This is a genomic window from Stenotrophomonas sp. 62841_Sma (genome assembly GCF_056482945.1).
In genome coordinates this window covers 1-21,602 of sequence record NZ_CM151224.1, presented here as the reverse complement: position 1 = coordinate 21,602, position 21,602 = coordinate 1, and the positions used below count along the sequence as shown (strand labels likewise).

The 21,602-nt window shown below is 63.4% G+C and carries 18 protein-coding genes; 1 reads left to right on the top strand and 17 read right to left on the bottom strand.

Translation table 11 applies throughout. The features are described from left to right. Window positions 1-4 precede the first annotated feature (4 nt). The 5 genes from ACZK5G_RS00090 to cls form a co-directional block, all read right to left on the bottom strand. Window positions 5-3,220 (bottom strand): DUF6531 domain-containing protein, encoded by a 3,216-nt coding sequence (locus ACZK5G_RS00090; protein ID WP_478464897.1) that lies wholly within the window; start codon window positions 3,218-3,220, stop codon window positions 5-7. Between the two features lie 192 nt (window positions 3,221-3,412). Beyond that, complete coding sequence (locus ACZK5G_RS00085) at window positions 3,413-4,504, bottom strand: PA0069 family radical SAM protein (protein ID WP_024958794.1); 1,092 nt, start codon at window positions 4,502-4,504, stop codon at window positions 3,413-3,415. 101 nt (window positions 4,505-4,605) lie between these two features. Continuing rightward, window positions 4,606-5,349, bottom strand: coding sequence for a pyridoxine 5'-phosphate synthase (locus ACZK5G_RS00080; RefSeq protein ID WP_478464895.1), 744 nt, complete (start codon window positions 5,347-5,349; stop codon window positions 4,606-4,608). Window positions 5,350-5,358: 9 nt separating this feature from the next. Further along, window positions 5,359-5,628 (bottom strand): hypothetical protein, encoded by a 270-nt coding sequence (locus ACZK5G_RS00075; RefSeq protein WP_032129280.1) that lies wholly within the window; start codon window positions 5,626-5,628, stop codon window positions 5,359-5,361. A 40-nt stretch (window positions 5,629-5,668) separates the two neighbouring features. Beyond that, a complete protein-coding gene (cls, locus tag ACZK5G_RS00070; protein WP_032129285.1) occupies window positions 5,669-7,129 on the bottom strand; it encodes a cardiolipin synthase in 1,461 nt (486 codons plus the stop codon). 139 nt (window positions 7,130-7,268) lie between these two features. Between cls and ACZK5G_RS00065 the strand changes: the two genes are divergently transcribed. Next, a complete protein-coding gene (locus ACZK5G_RS00065) occupies window positions 7,269-8,471 on the top strand; it encodes an ISL3 family transposase (protein WP_049422456.1) in 1,203 nt (400 codons plus the stop codon). 75 nt (window positions 8,472-8,546) lie between these two features. Here ACZK5G_RS00065 and ACZK5G_RS00060 read toward each other — a convergent pair whose 3' ends face one another. From ACZK5G_RS00060 to dnaA, 12 genes are all read right to left on the bottom strand, one after another. Beyond that, window positions 8,547-8,960, bottom strand: a complete 414-nt coding sequence (locus ACZK5G_RS00060) for an ExbD/TolR family protein (protein ID WP_032129281.1) — start codon at window positions 8,958-8,960, stop codon at window positions 8,547-8,549. 3 nt (window positions 8,961-8,963) lie between these two features. Further along, window positions 8,964-9,389 (bottom strand): ExbD/TolR family protein, encoded by a 426-nt coding sequence (locus ACZK5G_RS00055; protein ID WP_012509603.1) that lies wholly within the window; start codon window positions 9,387-9,389, stop codon window positions 8,964-8,966. Between the two features lie 57 nt (window positions 9,390-9,446). Further along, window positions 9,447-10,208 (bottom strand): TonB-system energizer ExbB, encoded by a 762-nt coding sequence (exbB, locus tag ACZK5G_RS00050; RefSeq protein WP_004132614.1) that lies wholly within the window; start codon window positions 10,206-10,208, stop codon window positions 9,447-9,449. Window positions 10,209-10,302: 94 nt separating this feature from the next. Then, complete coding sequence (locus ACZK5G_RS00045; protein WP_049399022.1) at window positions 10,303-10,971, bottom strand: energy transducer TonB; 669 nt, start codon at window positions 10,969-10,971, stop codon at window positions 10,303-10,305. Between the two features lie 143 nt (window positions 10,972-11,114). Continuing rightward, window positions 11,115-12,302 carry a tetratricopeptide repeat protein gene (locus ACZK5G_RS00040; protein WP_032128511.1) on the bottom strand — a complete coding sequence of 396 codons (1,188 nt, stop codon included), beginning with the start codon at window positions 12,300-12,302 and terminating at the stop codon, window positions 11,115-11,117. After that, complete coding sequence (locus ACZK5G_RS00035; protein WP_279943429.1) at window positions 12,289-12,438, bottom strand: hypothetical protein; 150 nt, start codon at window positions 12,436-12,438, stop codon at window positions 12,289-12,291. The genes ACZK5G_RS00040 and ACZK5G_RS00035 overlap by 14 nt, the downstream gene beginning before the upstream one ends. Before the next feature lie 6 nt (window positions 12,439-12,444). Then, complete coding sequence (locus tag ACZK5G_RS00030; RefSeq protein WP_032128510.1) at window positions 12,445-13,251, bottom strand: M48 family metallopeptidase; 807 nt, start codon at window positions 13,249-13,251, stop codon at window positions 12,445-12,447. Between the two features lie 71 nt (window positions 13,252-13,322). Next, window positions 13,323-14,168: a lysostaphin resistance A-like protein gene (locus tag ACZK5G_RS00025; RefSeq protein WP_478464893.1), complete on the bottom strand. Its 846-nt coding sequence runs from the start codon at window positions 14,166-14,168 to the stop codon at window positions 13,323-13,325. A 67-nt stretch (window positions 14,169-14,235) separates the two neighbouring features. Further along, window positions 14,236-16,695 (bottom strand): DNA topoisomerase (ATP-hydrolyzing) subunit B, encoded by a 2,460-nt coding sequence (gene gyrB / locus ACZK5G_RS00020; RefSeq protein ID WP_032128508.1) that lies wholly within the window; start codon window positions 16,693-16,695, stop codon window positions 14,236-14,238. A 112-nt stretch (window positions 16,696-16,807) separates the two neighbouring features. Next, complete coding sequence (recF, locus tag ACZK5G_RS00015) at window positions 16,808-17,902, bottom strand: DNA replication/repair protein RecF (RefSeq protein WP_032128507.1); 1,095 nt, start codon at window positions 17,900-17,902, stop codon at window positions 16,808-16,810. A gap of 992 nt (window positions 17,903-18,894) precedes the next feature. Further along, complete coding sequence (gene dnaN / locus ACZK5G_RS00010) at window positions 18,895-19,995, bottom strand: DNA polymerase III subunit beta (RefSeq protein WP_005411731.1); 1,101 nt, start codon at window positions 19,993-19,995, stop codon at window positions 18,895-18,897. Window positions 19,996-20,270: 275 nt separating this feature from the next. Then, on the bottom strand, window positions 20,271-21,602 hold the full coding sequence (gene dnaA / locus ACZK5G_RS00005; RefSeq protein WP_005411730.1) for a chromosomal replication initiator protein DnaA: 1,332 nt from the start codon (window positions 21,600-21,602) through the stop codon (window positions 20,271-20,273).

The following is a 21,602-nucleotide window of genomic DNA, read 5'->3' as shown; positions in this document are numbered from 1 at the left end:
TTTCTTACCGAGGGCGTTCGCAGACGACGCGACCGCAACTTCCCTTGTTGTTCTCAACAGACAGGAAGACCTTTGCTTCCGCGCCCCAGGCAACGCCGCCGGACGCCATTCTCGCCACGTACGAGAACGTTCGATTCCCGCTGCCCGGATTATTCGGCCCCACGCTGCGGCTGAACCTGGCCACGCCACCGGGTGGCACCGGCGCAGAGAGTGCGATGTTCTCGTTGGGCTGATTGAGGCCGAACGCGAGGTAGGTATCGCCTGGATTCCAGACCACATTGCTTGTGTTGCGGAACTCGAAGATCAATGTTGAGGAGCCGCCATTGAAGATCTGGTACGGATAGGCTGACGCGCCAACGACTTCGGCGTTGCGCACTACCGCGGGAACTGTGAACGTACCCGAGCGATTGAGCAGCAGATGAGCCTGGCCCGAGGGCGAGATGCCGTGGACGTAGATGGGCTTTCCGCCATGTGCGTTGCGCATATTGGAATCCAACGTGAAGCCAAACCAGTACGCCCCTTGCGATTGGCATGCGGCCTTTACGTCGTCGTTCGGAACCAGCGTGCCGGTAACGCTCCCAAGATACGTACCAGCGCCTGCCGGCCCTCCCGCATAGATGTGTACGGTGGTGGCCGCGTTGACGCCCACGGAGCATGCCCATCCTTGTACGGAGAAGTTCCAGTTCGCGTCGTTCGTAACCCCTGCGACGTCTCCGATGATCGTTGCCGTGGGAATGGCGAAGTTGCCGGAGTTGCCCAGCGCTTGGTTGTGCTGTGCTCCCTTCGGAGATACACCGTAGATGGAGAACTTGCGGCCACCCAGCTGCTGCCTCTGGGCCAGCGATATCGGCAGCTGGTATCTATAGCCATTGCCTGAGGTTTGGCAGGCGGCAGCAACCCCTGGCTCGCTGGCGAGGTTTGCCTGGGTGCTTCCCAGGTAGACGTTGCCTTCGGCGTAGCCATCCACCTGGATGGATCCGGCCGATCCGGTGGAGCAGGCCCAGCCTCGAGCGAACCAGTTCCACTGCCCGTCATGGGTGATTTCGTCAATCATTCCCTTGACTGCCGTATCGATCGGATAGTCGGTCTGTGAAACCTCGGTACGCGTGCGGTTGGAAGCGTTGTTGTAGCTATGACGGGTCCACGCCCACGTACCGTCTCCCAGCGAGCGGACTTCATGCGTCAGGCGGCGTCCTGCATCGTAGCCGTAGCGTACCGTCACGCCATCGGGCTGGGTGAGCGAGGCGATGTCGCCTGCGGAGGTGTAGCCAATGGCTGTGGTCGCCCAGCCGGTTCCCGAGCTGGTTCTGTCGGACACAACGCGGCCACGACCGTCATACGTCAGCTCCCGCACACCACCGTTCGCATTGACGATACGTCCCGGCAATCCCAAGCCGTTGAAGTTGGAATAGCTGATCGTATGACCGAGAGCGTTGGTGGTGCTGGTCAGATCGCCCTGGTTGTTGAAGGTCGAGGTGACGTCATCCTGCGGAAGCGGGCCATCGATGTTGATCGAGGCCTTCAATCCATTGGCGTGATAGCTATAGGTGGTGCGGGTTACCCGCGTCTGGCTGGGCACCCCACGTGCCGTCAGATTGCGCTCAGTCACGCTGGCCACGTTTCCGCGATCGTCATAGGTGTAGGCGACTTCAAGATCACCCACCACCGTTGTCTTGAGCAGCCGGTTACGCGCGGTATCCCACTCCTGCAACGTCGTACGTTCGGCCGTGCTGCCGACCGCTTCCACCCGCTTCAGCAGGTAGCCCTGTGCGCTGTAGTCGAAGTTGGTCAGATTGTCCTGGAAATCATGGACCAGATCAGGGTACCCATTGGCGTCGTAGCTCTGCTCCTTGTAGCTGGCAGGGCAGTTCGGCGACGGATCACCCTTGGTCGACACCATCTTTCCGTCCTTGAACGTGTAGGTGGTGCTGCGGCCAAGAGGGTTGATCACAGTGACATCGATATCGACGGGCCGCGTAAGGCTCGGCGCAGCGGCGGCGGTCATGCCGAGAGCGCTCTCCATCGGCAGCGAATCGACAGGCAGCGAGCGCGGCTGGTAGCAGATGCGTGAGCCTCCGGGGCGCTGCTCGCACCATCCACGCTCTTCGTCGGCGCGGACACCGCCCGGTCGAGCCGGGGCGGGGGGCGGAAGCACCGGTTCGGTGCTGCGCACGGCGTAGTTGAAGCGGAATCGTTCGATGCCGCCATTGTGCTCGGTGCTGATGGCGCGCCGCTCCGCGTCGTAGGCAAACGTGGAATAGCGCACGCCGTCAAAGGACTTGCCGGTCAGGGCACCCGGGAAGCGGCCGTCTTCGTAGTGGTAGCTGATCGTCGTTGCAGGAGCGCCTGGCAATGTCGTGCTGGCGAGCCGCCCACGCCCATTCCCGAACACGTTGGGGGTATAGGTGTAGCGGTAGATGTTGCCGGCCGGGTCGGTCACCTGGGAGACCTGTCCATTGGTCCAGCCAAAGCTGATACTGCGTCCCGAGGAGTGGGTGACCTTCTGCAGGTAGCGATCGGTATAGGAGAACGTCCAGCTCACACCTTGCTCATTGCTGAGCCGGGTGATGTAGCCCTCGGCGTTGTAGATTTCCGTCCCGTTGTTTTCGTTTCGAAGCGTGAACGTGCCGTCTCCGTTCGCGGCGAGATACGCGATGGGCTGGGCCTTGTCCTCGTACCAGCGGCCGCTGGCTGGATCCTTGAGATACTTGATGCGGCGACCGTCGGGCCGTTGTACCCACGCCAGCTGGTTTGCATCGGTGAACGCGAGCGAATAGTCGAAGTTGCTCAGCCAGTGATTGCCGAACAGACCGGTCGCGCTCCAGTAATGATGGTAGTTGCGCTGCAGGAACAGGCCCATTTCGCCCTGGCTGGCGAAATCGAGTTCCGGCTCGACCTTGTTGCCGCTGTAGAGCACGACGGGATTGCCCTTACGACCATTGCAGTCCTTCTCTTTGTCATCGGTCGGCTGCTCCTTCGCGGTTTCGGTCGGAATTGCACCGCCGCCGCCGCCATTGTCCATTTGAGACTCGGACAGGTGGACACCACTGCCGCCGCCAAATCCAAAACCACCTACACCGCCACCTCCAGCAGGGCGTTTGGCGGTGACTTGAACGGTTTCGAGGGTGTTTGCCGCAGTTGCCAATGTCATCGGCAGGGAAAGCAGCGGCAGAAGAAGAAGTCGGGACTGCAAGGTGTTCCGTGTTGCAACGTGCGTCATGCGCTTGCCTAGCTCCTCATCCGAGACCGACTCATTCAGTCATCGGGAATTCATGTTTGTGACGAGTGTATGACGGCACGCTGCAACGGTGCAATGGAGGCACGTAATGTTTCTCGTGCATTGCCCATCAATGAGCTGGGCACAGCACAGCGCGACGAATCGCTGGTGCATACGCCAGCAGATGTACACACCTCAGAAGAGCGAACCCTGTGGCGAATCCTTCTTCGGCGGCAGCGGCTTCTGGAACCGGCTGCAATCCAGCTTCGGCCAATGGCTGTTCTGCGCATTGAAGCCGAGACGCTTTCGCGCCAGCTTGAAGCGGTTGTTCAACAGATCGGCATACACGCCCTGGCCACGCATGCGGGTGCCGAACTGGCTGTCGTAATCCTTGCCGCCGCGCAGCTGCTGGATGGTGCTCATCACGTGCGCGGCGCGATCGGGATGATGGGTGTCCAACCAATCGCGGAACAGCGGGGCCACTTCCAGCGGCAGGCGCAGCAGCACGTAGCCTGCGGTGCTGGCGCCAGCATCGTGCGCGGCCTCCAGCACGGCTTCCAGTTCGCTGTCGTTGATCCACGGGATCACCGGCGCCACCATCACACCCACCGGAATGCCCGCTTCATGCAGGCGCTTCATCGCACGCAGCCGTGCATGCGGCGCCGACGCGCGTGGCTCCAGCTTTGCGGAGAGATGCGGGTCCAGCGAGGTCACCGAGAAATGCACGCTGACCAGGTTCTCCGCCGCCAGCGGTGCGAGCAGATCGATGTCACGTTCGACCAGTGCGTTCTTGGTGATCAGCGAGAACGGATGCTTGGTTTCCAGCATCACTTCGATCAGCTGGCGGGTGAGCTTGAACTTGCGTTCGATCGGCTGGTACGCATCGGTGTTGATGCCCAGCGCGATCGGTTGCGGCACGTAGCCCGGCTTCGACAACTCCTTGCGCAGCAGCTGCGGCGCATTGGTCTTGGCGAACAGCTTGGTCTCGAAGTCCAGGCCTGGCGACAGGTTCAGATAGGCGTGCGAGGGGCGCGCGAAGCAGTAGGAGCAACCATGCTCACAACCGCGGTACGGATTCACCGATTGGCTGAAGCCGACGTCCGGTGAGGTGTTGCGGCTGATGATGCTGCGTGCGGTCTCGGCACGTACTTCAGTGCGCAGACGTGGGGCGAGGAATTCCTCGCTCTCATCGACCGCCCAGCCGTCGTCCACCGCCTCGCTGACGGTGCTTTCAAAGCGCCCGGCAAGGTGGGACGTGGAACCTCGGCCCTTGATCGCGATACCCATTGCGGCAGGTTACGCCGCAGCCGTCTCAATGGCTGCGACGGCTGCCTGAAGGGTTCAGCGCGGTGCTGCGTCGAGCATGGCTCAACGCTACAGGAGAGCGGTCAGAGCAACGCCAGGTACCCGCGCACCGTGGCGTCCAGCCCGTCGTACAGCGCCTCACCGATCAGCGCGTGGCCGATCGACACCTCCAGCACGTCCGGCACGTTGGCCAGGAAATCGCGCAGGTTGTCCTGCGACAGATCGTGGCCGGCGTTCACGCCCAGGCCAACGGCCTGTGCACGGCGTGCGGCAGTGGCGAACAGCGCCAGCATCCCGTCAGCATCACCAGCCGCATGCGCCTCCGCATAGGGCCCGGTATACAGCTCGATGCGGTCCGCACCCACTTCGGCCGCCTGCTCCAGCAACGGGTTGCCGGCATCGACGAACAGGCTGACCCGGCAACCCATCGCTTTCAGTTCGGTGATCAGCGGGCGCAGTCGTTCGGCATCCCGCTCGAAGTCGAAACCATGATCGGAGGTGATCTGGCCGTCGCTGTCAGGCACCAGGGTAGCCTGCGCCGGACGGGTCTGTGCACACAGCGGCAGCAGCCCCGGATAACCCTCGCGCGGCGGTGCGAACGGATTGCCTTCGATGTTGAACTCCACCCCACGTGCGCGGGTCAGCGTGGACAGGGCCAGCACGTCCTCGGCGGTGATATGACGGCGGTCCGGTCGCGGGTGCACGGTGATGCCATGCGCGCCGGCATCCAGGCAGGCCTGGGCGGCGCGTACCACGTCCGGTTCGGCACCGCCGCGCGAATTGCGCAGGACGGCGATCTTGTTGACGTTGACGCTGAGCTGGGTCATGGAACGAAACTACTTGGAAAGAGGGGATGGATCGTGATCGTTGGGGTCGTCACCGCGGCGGGCCTGGGCCTGTTCGCGCAGGCGGCGCAGTTCTTCGGCATCGACCAGTGTGGACGGATCGCGCTGTGGATCACCGAAACGGGCCACATAGCGGCCGCGTACCCAGGCCAGCAGGAAGGCGAGGGCGGCCAGCAGGCACAGGGTCATCAGCCCGGGGCTGGGGGTCTTCAGCGCGAAGGCGAAACAGCCCAGCGCCAGCAACAGGTACAACCAGTACATAGTCGGGCTCCCCGGATGATCGGCGCAGTGTAGCGCTGCGTCAGAGCAGCGGCGAGGCCAGCCGGGCGAAGGCCTCGGGCAGGCGGTGCAGCCACAGCGAACGACCGGCCTGATCGTGCACCCGCGTGGAACGGTCGAATTCGCCCTGCAGCAGTTCGGCCAGCGCAGCCACCCGGTCACGGTCGCTGATCATCATCGACAGCTCGAAGTTCAGCCGGAAGCTGCGGTGATCGAAGTTGGCACTGCCGACGATGCAGACGTCGTCATCGGCGATGAAGGCCTTGGTATGCAGCATGCGTGGGCCGTACTCGTAGATCTTCACCCCGGCATGCAGCAGCTCGTCGAAGTAGGAGCGGGCGGCCTGGGTGACGAACCAGGAATCGCTCATCTTCGGCACCAGCAGGCGCACGTCCAGCCCGCCCAGCGCTGCCGAGGTCAGTGCCATCCGCGCCGCTTCGCCCGGCACGAAGTAGGGCGTGACCAGCCAGACGCGCTCGTGCGCTTCCTGGATCGCCGCCACATGCAGGCGATGGATCGTTTCCCAGCCCGAGTCCGGGCCGGAGACCAGCACCTGGGCGTTGATCGCACCATCGCCGCGCAGCGGCATGTCAGCTGGCCACAGACGCGCGATGTCCATGCGCGAGGGATCCTGTCCACTGGCGTAGAGCCAGTCCTCGGCGAACACCAGCTGCAGGCTGCGCACCACGTGGCCGCGGATGCGCATGTGCAGGTCGCGGTAGGCATCCGCCCTGCGGCTTTCATCCTCGTCGTCGGTGATGTTGATGCCGCCGGTGAAGGCGAGGCGGCCGTCGACGATCACCAGCTTGCGGTGGGTACGCAGGTTCAACCACGGGCGCTTGAATGGCTTCAGCAGCTGCCGTGGGTGGAACCAGATCGCTTCGCCACCGGCGTCGAGCAGCGGCTGCAGGAAGCGGCGGGGCAGGGCCGACGAACCCACCGCGTCGAGCAGCAGGCGCACCTGCACACCCGCGCGGGCGCGCTCGACCAGGGCATCGCGCAGCGCGGTGCCGGCATGGTCCGGGTTGAAGATGTAGTACTCCAGGTGCACGTGATCGCGGGCCTGCGCGATGGCGTCCAGCAGGGCCGCGTAGGTTGCCGCGCCATCCACCAGCCAGGTGACTTCGGTGGCGCTGCTCGGCGCGAGCCCGGTCGTGGCCTGTGCGACCTTGGCCAGCTCGGTGCAGTCGGCGTCGGGTGGGCAGACATCGCTGTAGTGCTCCATCCCCGAGCGGGCACGGCCACGGCGCAGGCGCTGCCGCTTCACCTTCTGCGGGCCCAGCAGGTAGTAGATGAAGAGACCCAGGTAGGGCAGCAGCGCCAGCGACAGGATCCAGCTCAGCGTGGCCACCGGCTCGCGCTTCTGCAGCATGATCCAGCCCGCCAGCGCGAACAGGTACAGCAGATAGGCGACCGCCAGGATCGTGCCAAGGTGGGCGATGCCGTCGAGCCAGTGGCGCAGGGAGTCGAAGAGGGCGAGCATCCGCCGATCATAACGGTCCAGACCGTCAGGCATAAAAAAGGGTTCTTCTCCCATGTGAGGGGAGAGGCTCACGGCCGACCCGCTAGATTGTGGTTGTCGAGACTACAAACTGGGGCCGGCCGTGGCCAAGCTGGATTGTATGCCGTTGTTGGGGGACTGGGCGGGGTATCGCCTGGATGGTTGGAGACGCGAGGTTCGTCATGGGGTCTCGTGGCTGGTACTTTCGCTGCTTCCCGATGGACGCCGCAGGCACCGCTGCAGCGGCTGTTCCAAGTGGGTTACCTCCATCCACGACCATGTGATCCGGCGTATCCGTGATCTGCCTGTTTTCGATGAGCCGGTCGAGCTGGAGGTGCAGCGGCAGCGCGTGGCCTGCCCTCGTTGCGGGCCGAAGCTGGAGCATCTGGACTGGCTGGATCGGCACTGCCGGGTCACGCAACGACTCGCAAAGAGCGTTGCACAGATGTGTGCTACCACGTCGATCCATGCCACAGCCAGATGGCACGGACTGGACTGGAAAACCGTCAAGGCGCTTGATTTCAGGCACTTGCAGCAGACGTTGGGACCGGTGGACCTCTCCGGAATCCGTATTCTTGCAATGGACGAATTCGCGATCCAGAAGGGCCATCGCTACGCCACGGTGATAGTAGAGCCGTCCCGCAAACGAGTGCTATGGGTTGGGCGTGGTCGTAGCCGAGCGGATGTTCGCCCCTTTTTCGAGCTGTTGGGCCGGGAGGGCTGCGAACGTATCCAAGCGGTCGCCATGGACATGAATTCGGCATTCGACCTAGAAGTGAAAGCCCAATGCCCAAATGCCGAAGTGGTCTACGACCTGTTCCATGTGGTGGCCAAATACGGCCGGGAGGTCATCGACAGGGTCCGCGTGGATGAAGCCAACAGGCTGCGCCAGGACAAACCTGCTCGGCGTGTGGTGAAGACCTCTCGCTGGCTCTTGCTGCGCAACCGGCAGAATGTCCCGGCAGATCAACGAGTGAAGCTCAAGGAGCTGCTGGCTGCCAACAAGGCACTACTGACGGCCTATGTGCTGAAAGACGACTTGAAGCAGCTCTGGCGCTACCGTAGCCAGGCTTGGGCAGCAAAAGCGTGGAAGAGCTGGCGACAGCGCGCATTGCGTAGCCGCCTGGAGCCCCTGCGAACGTTTGTCCGTCGCCTACAGCCCTATCTGGCAGGCATTCTGGCTCATTGCCGGTGGCCCCTCGGAACGAATCTGGTCGAGGGGATCAACAACAAGATAAAGGTCATAAAGCGCGTCGCCTACGGATACCGGGACGACGCCTATTTCTTCCTCAAAATCCGAGCCGCCTTCCCCGGAGTTGGGTGAAGAACCTAAAAAAGACGCCCCTGTTTCCAGGGGCGTCTGCAGTCGCGTCATGACTGTTGTATTGCGGTGTAGCAGTTACTGCTGCACAAAACCGATCTTCTTCATCTGAGCGTTCTTCGCGGCAGCCAGAACCTTGGCCATCACGTCGTACTCGGAATCCGGGCTCGCGTCGATGCGCAGTTCCGGCTGGTTGGTCGGGTCCTTCTGGACCTCGTTCTCCATCCGCTGCTGCAGCTCGCTCGCATTGATCGGGCTGTTGTTCCACGAGACCTGGTTGCTGGCGTCGATCTTGAGTTCGATCGGCGGCGGCGGTTCGACCAGCTGCGGCGGTGGGTTGAGCACGCGCTGCGGCAGGTCCACGGCGATCGGGTACGTCATGATCGGCGCGGTCACGATGAAGATGATCAGCAGAACCAGCATCACGTCCACGAGGGGCGTGACGTTGATGTCTGCCATGGGGCCTTTGCCACCACCACTACTGAATGCCATGGCTTACTGCCCCTTCTCTTTGGTCGCGACGAAGCCGACGTCCAGCATGCCCTGTTCCTGCGCGATCTTGGTCATCTCGTTGATGACACGCATCTTGGTGGTGCGGTCACCACGCAGGTTCAACGGCGGCTGCGGGGTCTGCTGGGCGGCGGTCGCCAAGCGCGACTCGAGAGTCTGCTTGTTGATTTCTTCGTCGTTCCAGTAGATCGAGCCATCTTCCTTGACTGCCAGGGTGATGGGGCCCTTGCGGTCGTTGGTGTCGTCCGGCTTCTGGACCAGGTTGGCCTCCGGCAGATCCACCTTGACCTTGTGGGACATCAGGGGCGCCGTGATGATGAAGATGATCAGCAGCACCAGCATCACGTCCACGAGGGGCGTAACGTTGATGTCGGCCATGGGGCCGCCGCTGTTACCACTACTGAAAGCCATAACGGGCTCCGTCTAGATCGTGTTGACTACGTTCTCGCTGGGTACAGCGCGTCGCAATTAGCGGACGCGCGAACCGGTGGCGAAGAAGTCGTGCAGGTCGTGCGCGAAGGTATCGAACTTGCTGATGGTCGCGCTGTTGATCTTGCTGAAGAAGTTGAAGGCGAACACGGCCGGGATCGCGACGAACAGACCGATCGCGGTCATGATCAGCGCTTCACCCACCGGGCCGGCAACGGCGTCGATCGAAGCGGAGCCGGTGGCACCGATCTTGATCAGCGCGCCGTAGATGCCCCACACGGTACCCAGCAGACCGACGAACGGAGCGGTCGCGCCGACGGTGGCCAGCAGGGTCATGCCCGACTGCAGCTTGTTGCTTTCGCGGGTCACGGCCTGACGCAGAGCGCGGTCGACGAACTCCGAACGGCTCAGGTTCTCACCCACGCCGCCGGTGGCGCCGCCTTCAGCGCGCTGGTGGTGGGCAGCCGCCTGGGCAGCGTCCAGGGCGATCTTGGAGAACGGCTCGGAAGCCGGCTGTTCTTCCATCGCACGGATGGCGTCCTGCGCGTTCGGGGTATCCCAGAACAGGCTGACGACGCGATCAGCGGCGCTCTTCAGGCGGGTGGCGCGGAAGATGTTGATGACGGTCCAGTACCAGGACATGGCCGACATGACGACCAGGGTCAGCAGCACGACCCAGGAAACCGCGAAATCACCCGGCTTGGTGGTCATTTCGTGGATCAGGTGCTCGAAGCCCATCTGCGACAGGGCGTTGGACGGATTGCCCCCGGCAGCAGCGGCGATGAAAATTTCCTGCAGCATGACGCTTACCTTTGTTGTGTGTGGTGATAAAGGGTGTAGCTAAGCTAAACAATCGAACTGGGAGCGGGGGTGGCCAGGCGGCCACCCGGACGCATCAGTTCAGCGCAAAGTTGACCGGGACGCGAACGCGACCTGCCGCCTTCTTACCGCCAGATTCAGCGGCGTTGAAGCGCCACTTGCGAGCTGCTTCCATCGCAGCACGGTCCAGGTCGCGGTTACGGCTGGACTTTTCCACCGTGACATTGGTGACGTTGCCGCTGGCATCGACATCAATGATCAGGATCACTTCGCCCTGGATACCCGCGCGGAAGGCTGCCGGCGGGTAGCGCGGCGGGTTCATGGCCTTCGACGAGATGTCCACGCTGGCCTCGATCGAGGTCGGCGGAGCCGGCGGCGACGGAGGCGACGGCGGGGTGACGATATCGCTCGGGCGCGGTTCCGGCACGTCCACGACCGGCGCCTGCGGCGGCGGCGGGACCGGCGACGGCTTCGGCGGCGACAGGTTCTTCACCGGCGGCGGCGGAGTATCCGTCGGCGGCGGCGGCGGCGGCGGCGGTGGCGGCGGCGGCGGGGCGTCGACGATCGTCACCATGACGTTGCGCTCCTTCTCAGCCACGGCCTTGGGAGCCACGGCGGGGATCAGGAGCATCATGAACGCGGCCAGATGCAGGGCAATTACAAACGCGATGCCGACGATGCGAGGCCAGCTCAGCCCCTTGTCATCGGGTTGTTCGTACCGGTGAACGACTAGTTGTTCCGTCATGCGCCAAGAGCTCAATAGTGGGGCCGGGATGCCGGGGGCGGAATCCCTGATCAGCGGTGCATGACACCGCAGGAACCTCCAAGCTTATACCAATCCTGAGCGCCTGCGCATCAACTGTGCAGGCATTCAGGCGTTATTCCTACTTACTTCAGGTTGATGATTTTTTTGGCATCAGCCTGGTTCTTCACACCCTTCGCCAGCGCCTGCTGGGCGGCCTGCTTGGCCTCCGGGATGCGACCTTCGGCATGCAGGACGCGTGCCAGGTTCAGGTAGGTCTCACCGTCCTTGGACAGCGGGGCAGCCTTCTGCCACGCATCGATCGCCTGCGGCACCTGGTCGGAGTAGTAGTAGGACTGGGCCAGCGCCAGGTAGACCTGGTAATCCGGCTTCAGGATGCCCTTCTGCAACCCTTCGTTGATGACCGCGATGACGTCCTTTTCCTTGTGTTCGGTGTTGGCATAGATCGAGTACAGCTGCTTGTACTCGCGCTCTTCGGTGAGCTGGCCGCTGCTGCGCAGCTTGTCCATCACCGCGGCAGCCTTCTCCATCTGATCGGCCTGCATGTACATGCTGGCCAGGTTCAGCTGGGCCTTCTTGTCGTTCGGGTTCTTGGCGGCCAGCGCCTCGGCTTCCTTCACCGCTTCACCGGACTGGCCGGCTTCGGAGAGGGCCGCCATCAGCAGCTGGTTCCAGTTGTCCTTCGGTTCGGTGGCGCCGGCGATGGCCTGCTTCAGTACCGGGATCGCTTCCTGGTAGCGCTCCAGCTGGTACAGCGCCTGGCCCTTGGCGATCAGCTCTTCCGGCTTGGTCGACTTGCTCTCGGCGAAGTACTTGTCCAGGGTCGCCAGGCCTTCGGCGGTCTGGTCTTCCTGCAGCTGCAGCTGGCCCAGCATCAGCATCGACTGGAAGTGGCCGTTGTTGTCCAGGCCGTTGAACTGCAGGACCTGCTTCAGGTAGGCCACGGCAGCCGGGGTGTCGTCGGTCTGGTAGGCGGCCTGCGAGGCCAGCTGCGCGGCCAGCGACTTGTCGTACTCGTTCGCGGCGCTGTCAGCCAGGATCGCGTCGGCCTGCGTGCGCGTCTCCGGGAACTTTTCCTTGTTGTAGCTGTCGATCATCTTCTGCAGCTTGCTGCCCAGCTTGGCCGATGCCTTGACGGTCGGCTCCTCGCGGGTCGCGTTCGGGTACAGCGCTTCGGCCTTGGCCTGCTTGCCGCCGCGGTTGCCACGCTCGGAGGAACGCGAGGACTGCGCGAAGGCATCGGTGACCACGGCGCCGGTCAGGGCGGTCGCGACGAGGACGGAAAGCACAGCTTTGTGGTTACGGAAAATCATCGTTCACCTCGATCGAACCGCCGGATAGCGGCAAAGTCGGACTGTCAGAAAAATCTGAGCCGCCAAACGTATCAGAAACAGATGGCGTGAGAAATCGTTTTATGTGCTGCAATACAGCATAGAACTGCGCACTCATCCGCACTCATCCGCACTTTGGCCGCAGCCCGGCCGCCTGCGCCTGCTGATAGACCGGCGTCAGTCCCGGTGCATCGCGTCGCAGTTCCTGGATACGGTTGGCTGGATCGGGGTGGGTGGACAGCCATTGCGGGCTGCGGCCGCCACTGGCGGCCATCATGTTCTGCCACAGGTCGACCGCCTGCGCCGGGTTGAAACCGGCCTGGGCCATCAGTCGCTGGCCGATCACGTCGGCCTCGCTTTCCTGGGTCCGTGAACCGGGCAGCAGGAAGGCGGTCTGCGCGCCCATGCCCCCGAGCTGGTTGACGGTGCTGGCAGCGCCTTCTCCGTAGGCCGCGCCGGCCAGCGCACCGAGCACGGCCAGCCCGGTCTGCGCACCCATCTGCCGGGTGATGCGCTCTTCGTGGTGGCGGGCGATGACGTGGCCGATTTCATGGCCGATTACGGCAGCCAGCTGATCCTGGTTCTTGGCGACGGTGAAGATGCCGGTGTTCACGCCGACCTTGCCGCCGGGCAGGGCGAAGGCGTTGGGCTCCTTGTCGACGAACACGGCCGTCTCCCACCGTACGCCACGGTATTGAGGCGGCAGCTGCGCGACCAGGGCGTTGACCACGCACTGCACGTAACCGTTCTGGCGGCCGTCGGTGCTGATCTTTTCCTTCTGCTTGGTTTCGGCGAACGCCTGTGCGCCGAGCTGGTCCAGCTGCGCCTGTGACACCCCGCCCACCATCTGCCGACGGCCGGTAGGAGAGGTCGTGGTCGCGCAGGCGCTGACCAGGGTGGTGATGACAAGGGCCAGCAGCAGTTGTTTCATGGATCCACCCCCGTGTTCATATGCGCAGTGTGTAGCGTAGCGGCTTAATCTTTCGTCAAGCGGACACGGCGTTACGTTGCCCCGAAGAACACAAGCGCGGCAAGCGCCACGCCGTTGTTCAGCGCGTGCGCGGTGATCGCGGCCCAGAGCGTGCCGGTGCGCTGGTACAGCCAGCAGAACGCGGCCCCCATGCCGCCATAGACCAGCCACAGCTGCGCGATCTCGGCCGGGCCGTTGGCACTGGTGCCAGGGATTTCATGGATCAGGGCGAAAGCAAGGCTGCTCAGTACCACGCCCAGCCACGGGCGTCCGGCCTTCCACAGGCGGCCAAACAGCACGCGGCGGAACAGCAGCTCCTCGTAGGCCGGTGCCAGTACCACCGCGAACAGCACCAGGAACAACGGGAAGCGCGCGATCGCACTCTGCATCAGCGCCAGATTGGTGGGAACCGGCTCGATGCCGAACTGCTTGGCCAGGAAGGCGATGCCATTGCTGCCGAGCACGATCAGGGTCGCCACCAGCAGGGTCCAGCCCCAGGTGGAGGGACGGCGCAGCGCCTGGCGCGACGCGTGGCGCTCGGCGGCATTGGCCGGCCGTCGCCAGAAGTACAGCAGCAGCGCGGCGCCGCCGGTGGCAAACAGCGCCATGAGAATCTGCGCAAGCGCGCCCGGCTGGCCCAGTGACGCCGCTACCGAACTGGCGTCGGGGGCACCAGCGCCGGCCTGCGCGTTCGCGTAACCGACCACCACGCCACGGTACAGGCCCCATAGCAGGCCGCTGATCAGGCTCAGGCCGAACAGGGTGACAGCGGCGATACCCAGGTCGATGAAAAACCCCGCCAACGGCGAAACGACACGCGGCGCGGCAGAAGCCGGCGGAACCGGGGGCGGAGCGGAAACCGGGGCGGATGCGGACATCAGGTACCTGCGTTCAAGAGTCGAAGGCCGGCGCGCCTCCCCGCGCACCGGCCGTGTCCCGATTGTGTCAGATATCCAGGTTTGCGACCTTCAGCGCGTTGTCTTCGATGAAGTCGCGACGCGGTTCGACGACATCGCCCATCAGCGTGCTGAAAATCTGGTCGGCAGCGACAGCATCTTCGATGCGCACCTGCAGCAGTCGACGGGTTTCCGGATTCACCGTGGTGTCCCACAACTGCTCCGGATTCATTTCACCCAGACCCTTGAATCGCTGGATCTGACGGCCGCGCTTGGCCTCCTCGAGCAGCCAGTTCTGTGCCTTGGCAAAGCTGTCGACTTCGATCGACTTGGCACCGCGGGAAATGGTCGCGCCTTCGCGGACCAGACCGTGCAGCAGCTTCGATGCCTGGTGGATCGCGCGCAGTTCGCCGCTTTCGAAGGCCGACATCGGCAGCACCTGGATGTGCTGTTCGCCCATGTGGCGACGGGTCACCAGCACAGCGGCCGGGCGCTCATCGTTGGCGTCCTGCAGTTCCAGCGTGAAACGCGGGCTGCCCAGGCTGCCCTGGTTGAGACGCTTGGCCAGTGCATCCAGGCCCTCGCCTTCGCCGGCAGCGCGCAGGCTTTCCAGGTCCATCGGGACGAAGTCGACCAGCGCTTCAAGCAGGTTGCGGTCGTAGCGGTGTGCGTTGCGCTCGATCGAATCCAGCGCCGCCGCGTAGGCCAGCAGCAGCTTCTCCAGCGCCAGGCCTTCGATGCCGGGCTCGCCGGTGGCCGGCACCAGTGCAGCGTTTTCCACTGCGCTGCTGGCCAGGTAGCTGTCCAGCGCCGGGTCGTCCTTCAGGTACAGCTCCTGCTTGCCCTGCTTGATCTTGTACAGCGGCGGCAGGCCGATGTAGACGTAACCGCGCTCGATCAGCTCCGGCATCTGACGGTAGAAGAACGTCAGCAGCAGGGTGCGGATGTGGGCGCCGTCGACGTCGGCGTCGGTCATGATGATGATCTTGTGGTAACGCAGCTTGTCCGGGTTGTACTCGTCACGGCCGATGCCGGTGCCCAGCGCGGTGATCAGCGTACCCACCTGGTCGGAGGACAGCATGCGGTCGAAACGCGCGCGTTCCACGTTGAGGATCTTGCCGCGCAGCGGCAGCACCGCCTGGTTCTTGCGGTTGCGGCCCTGCTTGGCCGAACCACCTGCCGAGTCACCCTCGACGATGAACAGTTCGGACAGCGCCGGATCCTTTTCCTGGCAGTCGGCCAGCTTGCCCGGCAGGCCAGCGATGTCCAGCGCGCCCTTGCGGCGGGTCAGGTCGCGGGCCTTGCGCGCGGCTTCACGTGCACGTGCGGCATCGACGATCTTGCCGGCGATCGCCTTGGCTTCGTTCGGGTTTTCCTGCAGGAACTCTTCCAGGCGCGCACCGAAGGCGTTTTCCACCGCCGGGCGCACGTCGGAGCTGACCAGCTTTTCCTTGGTCTGGCTGGAGAAGCTCGGGTCCGGCACCTTCACCGACAGCACTGCGATCATGCCTTCGCGCATGTCATCGCCGGTCAGGTTGATCTTGGCCTGCTTGGCGATGCCGTTCTGCTCGATGTAGTTGTTGAGCACACGGGTCAGCGCACCGCGGAAACCGGCCAGGTGGGTACCGCCGTCCTTCTGCGGAATGTTGTTGGTGAAGCAGTACATCGTCTCCTGGTAGGAGTCGGTCCACTGCAGCGCCACGTCGACGACGATGCCGTTGTGCTCGCCGGTGACTGAAATGACGTTCGGGTGCAGCGGGGTCTTCAGCTGGGCCAGATGCTCCACGAAGCTGCGGATGCCGCCTTCGTAGTGGAAGTCATCGCGACGGCCATCGCCACGCTCGTCGGCAAGGACGATCTTGACGCCGGAGTTCAGGAACGACAGCTCGCGCAGGCGGCGGGCCAGGATGTCGTAGTGGAATTCCACGTTGTCGTGGAAGGCGACGGTCGACGGCCAGAAGCGCACGGTGGTACCGCGCTTGGTGGTGGCTTCCAGCTTGGCCAGCGCAGTCACGGCTGCGCCGTTGCTGAATTCCTGCTGGTAGTGGGAGCCATTCTGGAACACGTCCACCAGCAGCTTCTGCGACAGCGCGTTGACCACGCTGACGCCGACGCCGTGCAGGCCGCCCGAAACCTTGTAGCTGTTGTCGTCGAACTTGCCGCCTGCGTGCAGGACGGTCATGACGACTTCGGCCGCAGACACTTCGCGACCGAGCTTGGCGCTCATCTGCTCGTGCTTGCCGGTCGGAATACCACGGCCGTTGTCGGACACCGAGACCGAGCCGTCGGCGTGGATCGTCACTGCAACGTGGTCGGCGTGGCCGGCCAACGCTTCGTCGATCGAGTTGTCGACGACCTCGAACACCATGTGGTGCAGACCGGTGCCGTCATGCACGTCGCCGATGTACATGCCGGGACGCTTGCGGACAGCCTCCAGGCCTTCCAGGGCGGTAATGCTGTTGGCGTCGTAATTGCCGTTGTTTGCCGGGGTGTTCTGTTCGTCGCTCATTGCGCTTGCCGTAGGCTCCGCAGGTCGGGCACCGCTTGGGGCGATGCGCCGAGAATGAAAGGATTCCAACCCGAATTATACCAGCCGGGGTCGAGCGGCCCTGGTGTGCCCACTATGGCACAGCCACGATCTGTGCATGTTCCACGTGGAACCGGGCGATGTGGGTCAGTTCCTGCAGCGCCGCCGGGGTTTCGGTGGCGGTGATGAAGATTTGTGCCGGTCCGTTGAGCAGGCGCTCCAGAACCCGCGCCTGATGGGTGCGATCCAGCTCCGAGGCCAGATCATCCAGCGCGATCACGGGCCATTCGCCGCGTTGTTCCGCATAGTCCTCGGCCTGCGCCAGCAGGCAGGCCAATGCCGTCAGCTTGGCCTGGCCGCGGGACAACGCATCACGTCCCGGGATACTGTGGAAATCCACACTCCAGTCCGCCCGGTGGGGGCCGACCGAGGTATACCCGGCCTGCCGGTCACGTTCCCGGGCCAGAAGCAGGGCATCGGCCAAGGGAAGCTCGTGCCGCCGCCAACCGGGGCTCAGCTCCAATCCCTGGATACCGAGCTGTGGAGCGAGGCTGGCGGCCAAGGCGACCGTGCGCTGCTGCAGACGCTCCAGGTAGTGCTGGCGGCGGCTGGTCAGTGGTTCCCCTGCCTCGGCCAGCTCGTGATCCCAGGTATCGAGCATCCGCGACGGCCCGCCCTGCTTGAGCAGGGCATTGCGCTGCTTCAGCGCCCGGGAGTAGCGACGCCACAGTGACAGAAAATCCGGTTCCACGTGGAACAAGCCCCAATCGAGGAAGCGGCGGCGGGGTTCACCACCACCACTGACCAGTGCATGGCTCCCGGGCTCGAACGTCACCACGGCCAGCGCTGCGCAGAGATTACCCAGCTGTGCGACATCCTCGCCGTCCAGTCGCCCCTTCCAGTCCTGACCACTGTGGCGCAGGCCGGCTTTTCGGCGGTGGGGCGGGTGATGGGCACGCTGTTCGTCCCATTCCACGAAGATTTCCAGCGCTTCCTGGCCCTGGCGTACCAGACCGTCGCGCACCCGGCCACGGAAGCTGCGGCCATAGGCCATCAAGTGCAGGGCTTCGAGCACGCTGGTCTTGCCGGCACCGTTGTCGCCGGTCAGCAGGTTCAATCCCGGCTGGGGCGACAGGTCCACCGCACTGAAGCGACGCAGTTGATGCAAGGCGAGGCGGCGGATCTGCATGGGGCGCGAAAGACCATCCGCACAAGGCGGTAGAGGGGCAGGGAATCCATCAGCTTACTGCATCGGTCAAGCCAGCCGTGCCGCGCCAGACATCGTCACTGTGCTGAAGCCTCCGCCTGGCAGCCCTACGCGTGTTCCACGTGGTGGCGCTCCCTCACCTGGGCTCGCCTGGGTCTGGATACGCCCGGGAATCCTTGAATTCTGAGCGGCGGCGCAGGGTACCAGCCCTCAGATTTCAGCGATTTCAGCCTCATTCCGCGAGCATCGCCAGGTGCCCCGACGGTGGTTTGCGCGAACACCGCGCAGATTTCTTGAAATCTACGATGCGATGCCCTGGAGGGTTCCACAGATTTCAAGGAATTCGAGCCCGCCGTTTCACGCTGTCCACAGCAGGTCTGTATGACTTATACACAAGGTATGGGCAAACTGTGGATAAAAAAGCCCTTTTGCCCGGCCTGCGAAACTATCCACAGGTTCCCCCCCAGCCTGAGGGGCCTCTATACAGGGGGTTTCAGGTGCATAAATCTCTTCAAAATCAAATAGATAATGCATTTCTCCACGAAATCTGGGCCTACCATCACCACCATGCTTTAGATTTATACCCAGATTTAGAAGCTAGGCTGGCCCCGATCCGACCCCAACGAGACCTGTGGACAGTGGCGTCTGCAGATGAAGCAACCGCAGCGTTGCGACCCACGATCTGCTTCACCCCTCCGGCAAGTTCGGGGAACGTGCATCAGGCTGAAGACCCAGAACGACATACTCGATCGAAAGCGGCTGGACAGCGCCCAAGCTCACAACCTGGATTCCAATCGCTCAGCACCGATTGCATCGGAAGGGCAGCCAGGATCAATCGGCAACCAGCGATCTCAAGGAAGCCATTCACCCACACCTGGAGATCCGCCCATCGCGATGCTCCACGTGGAACCTGCAAAAAAAAACGCCCGGGAAGATCCCGGGCGTCGTTCGGTTCCACGTGGAACAGGCTGCCGTCAGAGACGCAGCGGCATCACCACATGGCGCGACTTCTCGCTGCTGGATTCACGCACCAGCGCCGAGGAGTTGGAGTCGCGCAGCTGGATGATGACCTCCTCGTCGCGCAGGGCGGAAAGGGCGTCCAGCAGGTAGTTCACGTTGAAGCCGATGGCCAGATCGCTGACCGTGGTGTCGGCTTCGATCTCTTCCTGGGCTTCTTCCTGTTCCGGGTTGTGCGCGCTGATCTTCAGGTTGCCCGGCGAGACTTCCACGCGGATGCCGCGGTACTTCTCGTTGGACAGGATCGCGGCGCGCTGCAGCGAGGCACGCAGTGCTTCGCGATCAACCTTCACTTCGCGGTCGGCACCGATCGGGATCACCGCTTCATAGTCCGGGAAACGGCCGTCGATCAGCTTCGAGGTGAAGGTGACATCGTCGCGCTTGACGCGGACGTGGCTGCGGCCGACTTCCAGCTCGATCTCGCGATCGCCGCTCTCCAGCAGGCGCTGCAGTTCGGTCACGCCCTTGCGCGGCACGATGATCTGGCGCTTGGAACCACTGGGCTTGGCCAGGTCGGTTTCACACAGCGCCAGGCGGTGGCCGTCGGTGGCGACGGTACGCAGGGCATCGCCGCGCAGATCGAACAGCAGGCCGTTGAGGTAGTAGCGCACGTCCTGCTGGGCCATCGCGAACGCGGTGCGCTCGATCAGTTCCTTCAGGGTCGCTTCGCCGATGGCCACGCGCTCGGTGGCTTCCACTTCGTCAACCGACGGGAAGTCGTTGGAGGGCAGGGTGGCCAGGGTGAAGCGGCTGCGGCCGGCCTGCACGGTGATCTTGTCACCGGTCTGCGAGACGGTGATCCGGCTGCCGTCGGGCAGAGCACGGATGATCTCGAACAGCTTGCGGGCGGGGATGGTGGTTTCGCCGTCCTGGGCATCTTCAACCGCGATCCGCGACACCATCTCCACTTCCAGGTCGGTACCGGTCAGCGACAGCTGGCCGTTCTGCACCTGGACCAGGAAATTGGCCAGAACCGGAAGGGTCTGGCGGCGTTCGACCACGTTGACGACCTGTGCCAACGGCTTGAGAAAGGCTTCGCGCTGCAGTGTGAAACGCATGTGGTTCCGTGCCCCTATGCTTTAAAAAATGTGGAATAAATCAAAAGCTTGGTGGTGCTGGTAGAGACAGAATCGCTGGAAAACAACGCTAAGTCTTTGTAAATAAAAGAATTTCAGACATCGAAACCCTCTGTATTACCGACCCCCAGGGGGTGGGGAAAGCTGTGGATAAATCCAGCGCGATTTCAGACGCCATTTTTATCCACAACGTGTCCCGCGCTTGCTACCGGATTCTGCACCGTTTTGTGCGATGACGCCTCATCGGCATCCGTGCATCATTCGCTCAACTTCCGGATCAGCTTGTCCCAGTCCTCGCGGAGCTTGCCGTCGGTTTCCATCAGGGTCCGGATCTGGCGGCAGGCATGCAGCACCGTGGTGTGGTCGCGACCGGCAAAGGCGTCGCCGATCTCGGGCAGGCTGTGCTCGGTCAGTTCCTTGGTCAGGGCCATGGCGACCTGGCGGGGGCGGGCCAGCGAGCGGGTCCGACGCTTCGACAGCAGATCCTTGATCTGCAGGCCGTAGTAGTCGGCAACGGTTTTCTGGATGTTGGGAATGCTGATCGCCTGCTGCTGGGCGCGCAGCAGATCGCGCAGGGTTTCCTGGGCGAACTCGGTGGTGATCGCGCGGCCGGTGAAATTGGCGCGGGCGGTCAGGGTATTGAGCGCACCTTCGAGGTCGCGCACGTTGGAGCGCATCTTCTTGGCGATCAGGAACGCAACATCATCGGGAATCTCTGCACCGCGTTCGCGTGCCTTGGCCAGCACGATCGCAGCGCGGGTCTCGAAGTCCGGCGGTTCGATCGCGACCGACAGGCCCCAGGCAAGCCGCGATTTCAGGCGCGCTTCCAGGCCTTCGACCTCGCGCGGATAGCGGTCGCAGGTCAGGATGATCTGCTGCTTGCCATCGAACAACGCGTTGAAGGTGTGGAAGAACTCTTCCTGGGTGCGGTCCTTGCCGGCGAAGAACTGGATGTCATCGATCAGCAGCGCGTCCACCTGCTGGAACTGGCGCTTGAACTGATCCATGGTCTTTTCCTGCAGAGCCCGGATCATCGCGCTGAAGAACTGTTCCGAACGCAGGTACAGCACCTTCGCACCCGGATTGGCCTGGCGCATGGCATTGCCGGCGGCGAACATCAGGTGGGTCTTGCCCAGGCCCGTGCCTCCGTACAGCAGCAGCGGGTTGTGCGCGCGGTCGCCCGGCTTCTGCGCTGCCTGGAAGGCGGCGGCCAGGCCCAGCTGGTTGCTGCGGCCTTCGACGAAGTTGGCGAACGTGTAGTGATTGTCCAGGTTGCCGGCAAACGGCACCTGCGGTTCGCTGGACACATGCGCCGACGGCGTGGAAACCGGCGCGTTCTGCGCCTCCACGGGACGCGGGCGCGAGCCGATTTCAAGAAAAACGTCGCTGAAACCGGCGAAATGCGCCAGCAGTTCGCGGATCCGGGCCAGGTACAGCTCGCGGACCTGGTCGACGATGAAGGCATTCGGTGCATACAGCACCAGGCTGTCCACGCGCAGATCGGCCTGCAGCGGCTTCAACCAGGTATGAACGTCTTCCGGCGGGAACTCCGCTTCGAGGCGCTCGAGACTACGGGACCAGGCATCCAT

Coding starts and splice junctions, on each gene's coding strand:
- ACZK5G_RS00090 (WP_478464897.1), bottom strand. CDS start 3,220: ATGACGCACGTTGCAACACGGAACACCTTGCAGTCCCGACTTCTTCTT.
- ACZK5G_RS00085 (WP_024958794.1), bottom strand. CDS start 4,504: ATGGGTATCGCGATCAAGGGCCGAGGTTCCACGTCCCACCTTGCCGGG.
- ACZK5G_RS00080 (WP_478464895.1), bottom strand. CDS start 5,349: ATGACCCAGCTCAGCGTCAACGTCAACAAGATCGCCGTCCTGCGCAAT.
- ACZK5G_RS00075 (WP_032129280.1), bottom strand. CDS start 5,628: ATGTACTGGTTGTACCTGTTGCTGGCGCTGGGCTGTTTCGCCTTCGCG.
- cls (WP_032129285.1), bottom strand. CDS start 7,129: ATGCTCGCCCTCTTCGACTCCCTGCGCCACTGGCTCGACGGCATCGCC.
- ACZK5G_RS00065 (WP_049422456.1), top strand. CDS start 7,269: ATGCCGTTGTTGGGGGACTGGGCGGGGTATCGCCTGGATGGTTGGAGA.
- ACZK5G_RS00060 (WP_032129281.1), bottom strand. CDS start 8,960: ATGGCATTCAGTAGTGGTGGTGGCAAAGGCCCCATGGCAGACATCAAC.
- ACZK5G_RS00055 (WP_012509603.1), bottom strand. CDS start 9,389: ATGGCTTTCAGTAGTGGTAACAGCGGCGGCCCCATGGCCGACATCAAC.
- exbB (WP_004132614.1), bottom strand. CDS start 10,208: ATGCTGCAGGAAATTTTCATCGCCGCTGCTGCCGGGGGCAATCCGTCC.
- ACZK5G_RS00045 (WP_049399022.1), bottom strand. CDS start 10,971: ATGACGGAACAACTAGTCGTTCACCGGTACGAACAACCCGATGACAAG.
- ACZK5G_RS00040 (WP_032128511.1), bottom strand. CDS start 12,302: ATGATTTTCCGTAACCACAAAGCTGTGCTTTCCGTCCTCGTCGCGACC.
- ACZK5G_RS00035 (WP_279943429.1), bottom strand. CDS start 12,438: ATGAGTGCGCAGTTCTATGCTGTATTGCAGCACATAAAACGATTTCTC.
- ACZK5G_RS00030 (WP_032128510.1), bottom strand. CDS start 13,251: ATGAAACAACTGCTGCTGGCCCTTGTCATCACCACCCTGGTCAGCGCC.
- ACZK5G_RS00025 (WP_478464893.1), bottom strand. CDS start 14,168: ATGTCCGCATCCGCCCCGGTTTCCGCTCCGCCCCCGGTTCCGCCGGCT.
- gyrB (WP_032128508.1), bottom strand. CDS start 16,695: ATGAGCGACGAACAGAACACCCCGGCAAACAACGGCAATTACGACGCC.
- recF (WP_032128507.1), bottom strand. CDS start 17,902: ATGCAGATCCGCCGCCTCGCCTTGCATCAACTGCGTCGCTTCAGTGCG.
- dnaN (WP_005411731.1), bottom strand. CDS start 19,995: ATGCGTTTCACACTGCAGCGCGAAGCCTTTCTCAAGCCGTTGGCACAG.
- dnaA (WP_005411730.1), bottom strand. CDS start 21,602: ATGGATGCCTGGTCCCGTAGTCTCGAGCGCCTCGAAGCGGAGTTCCCG.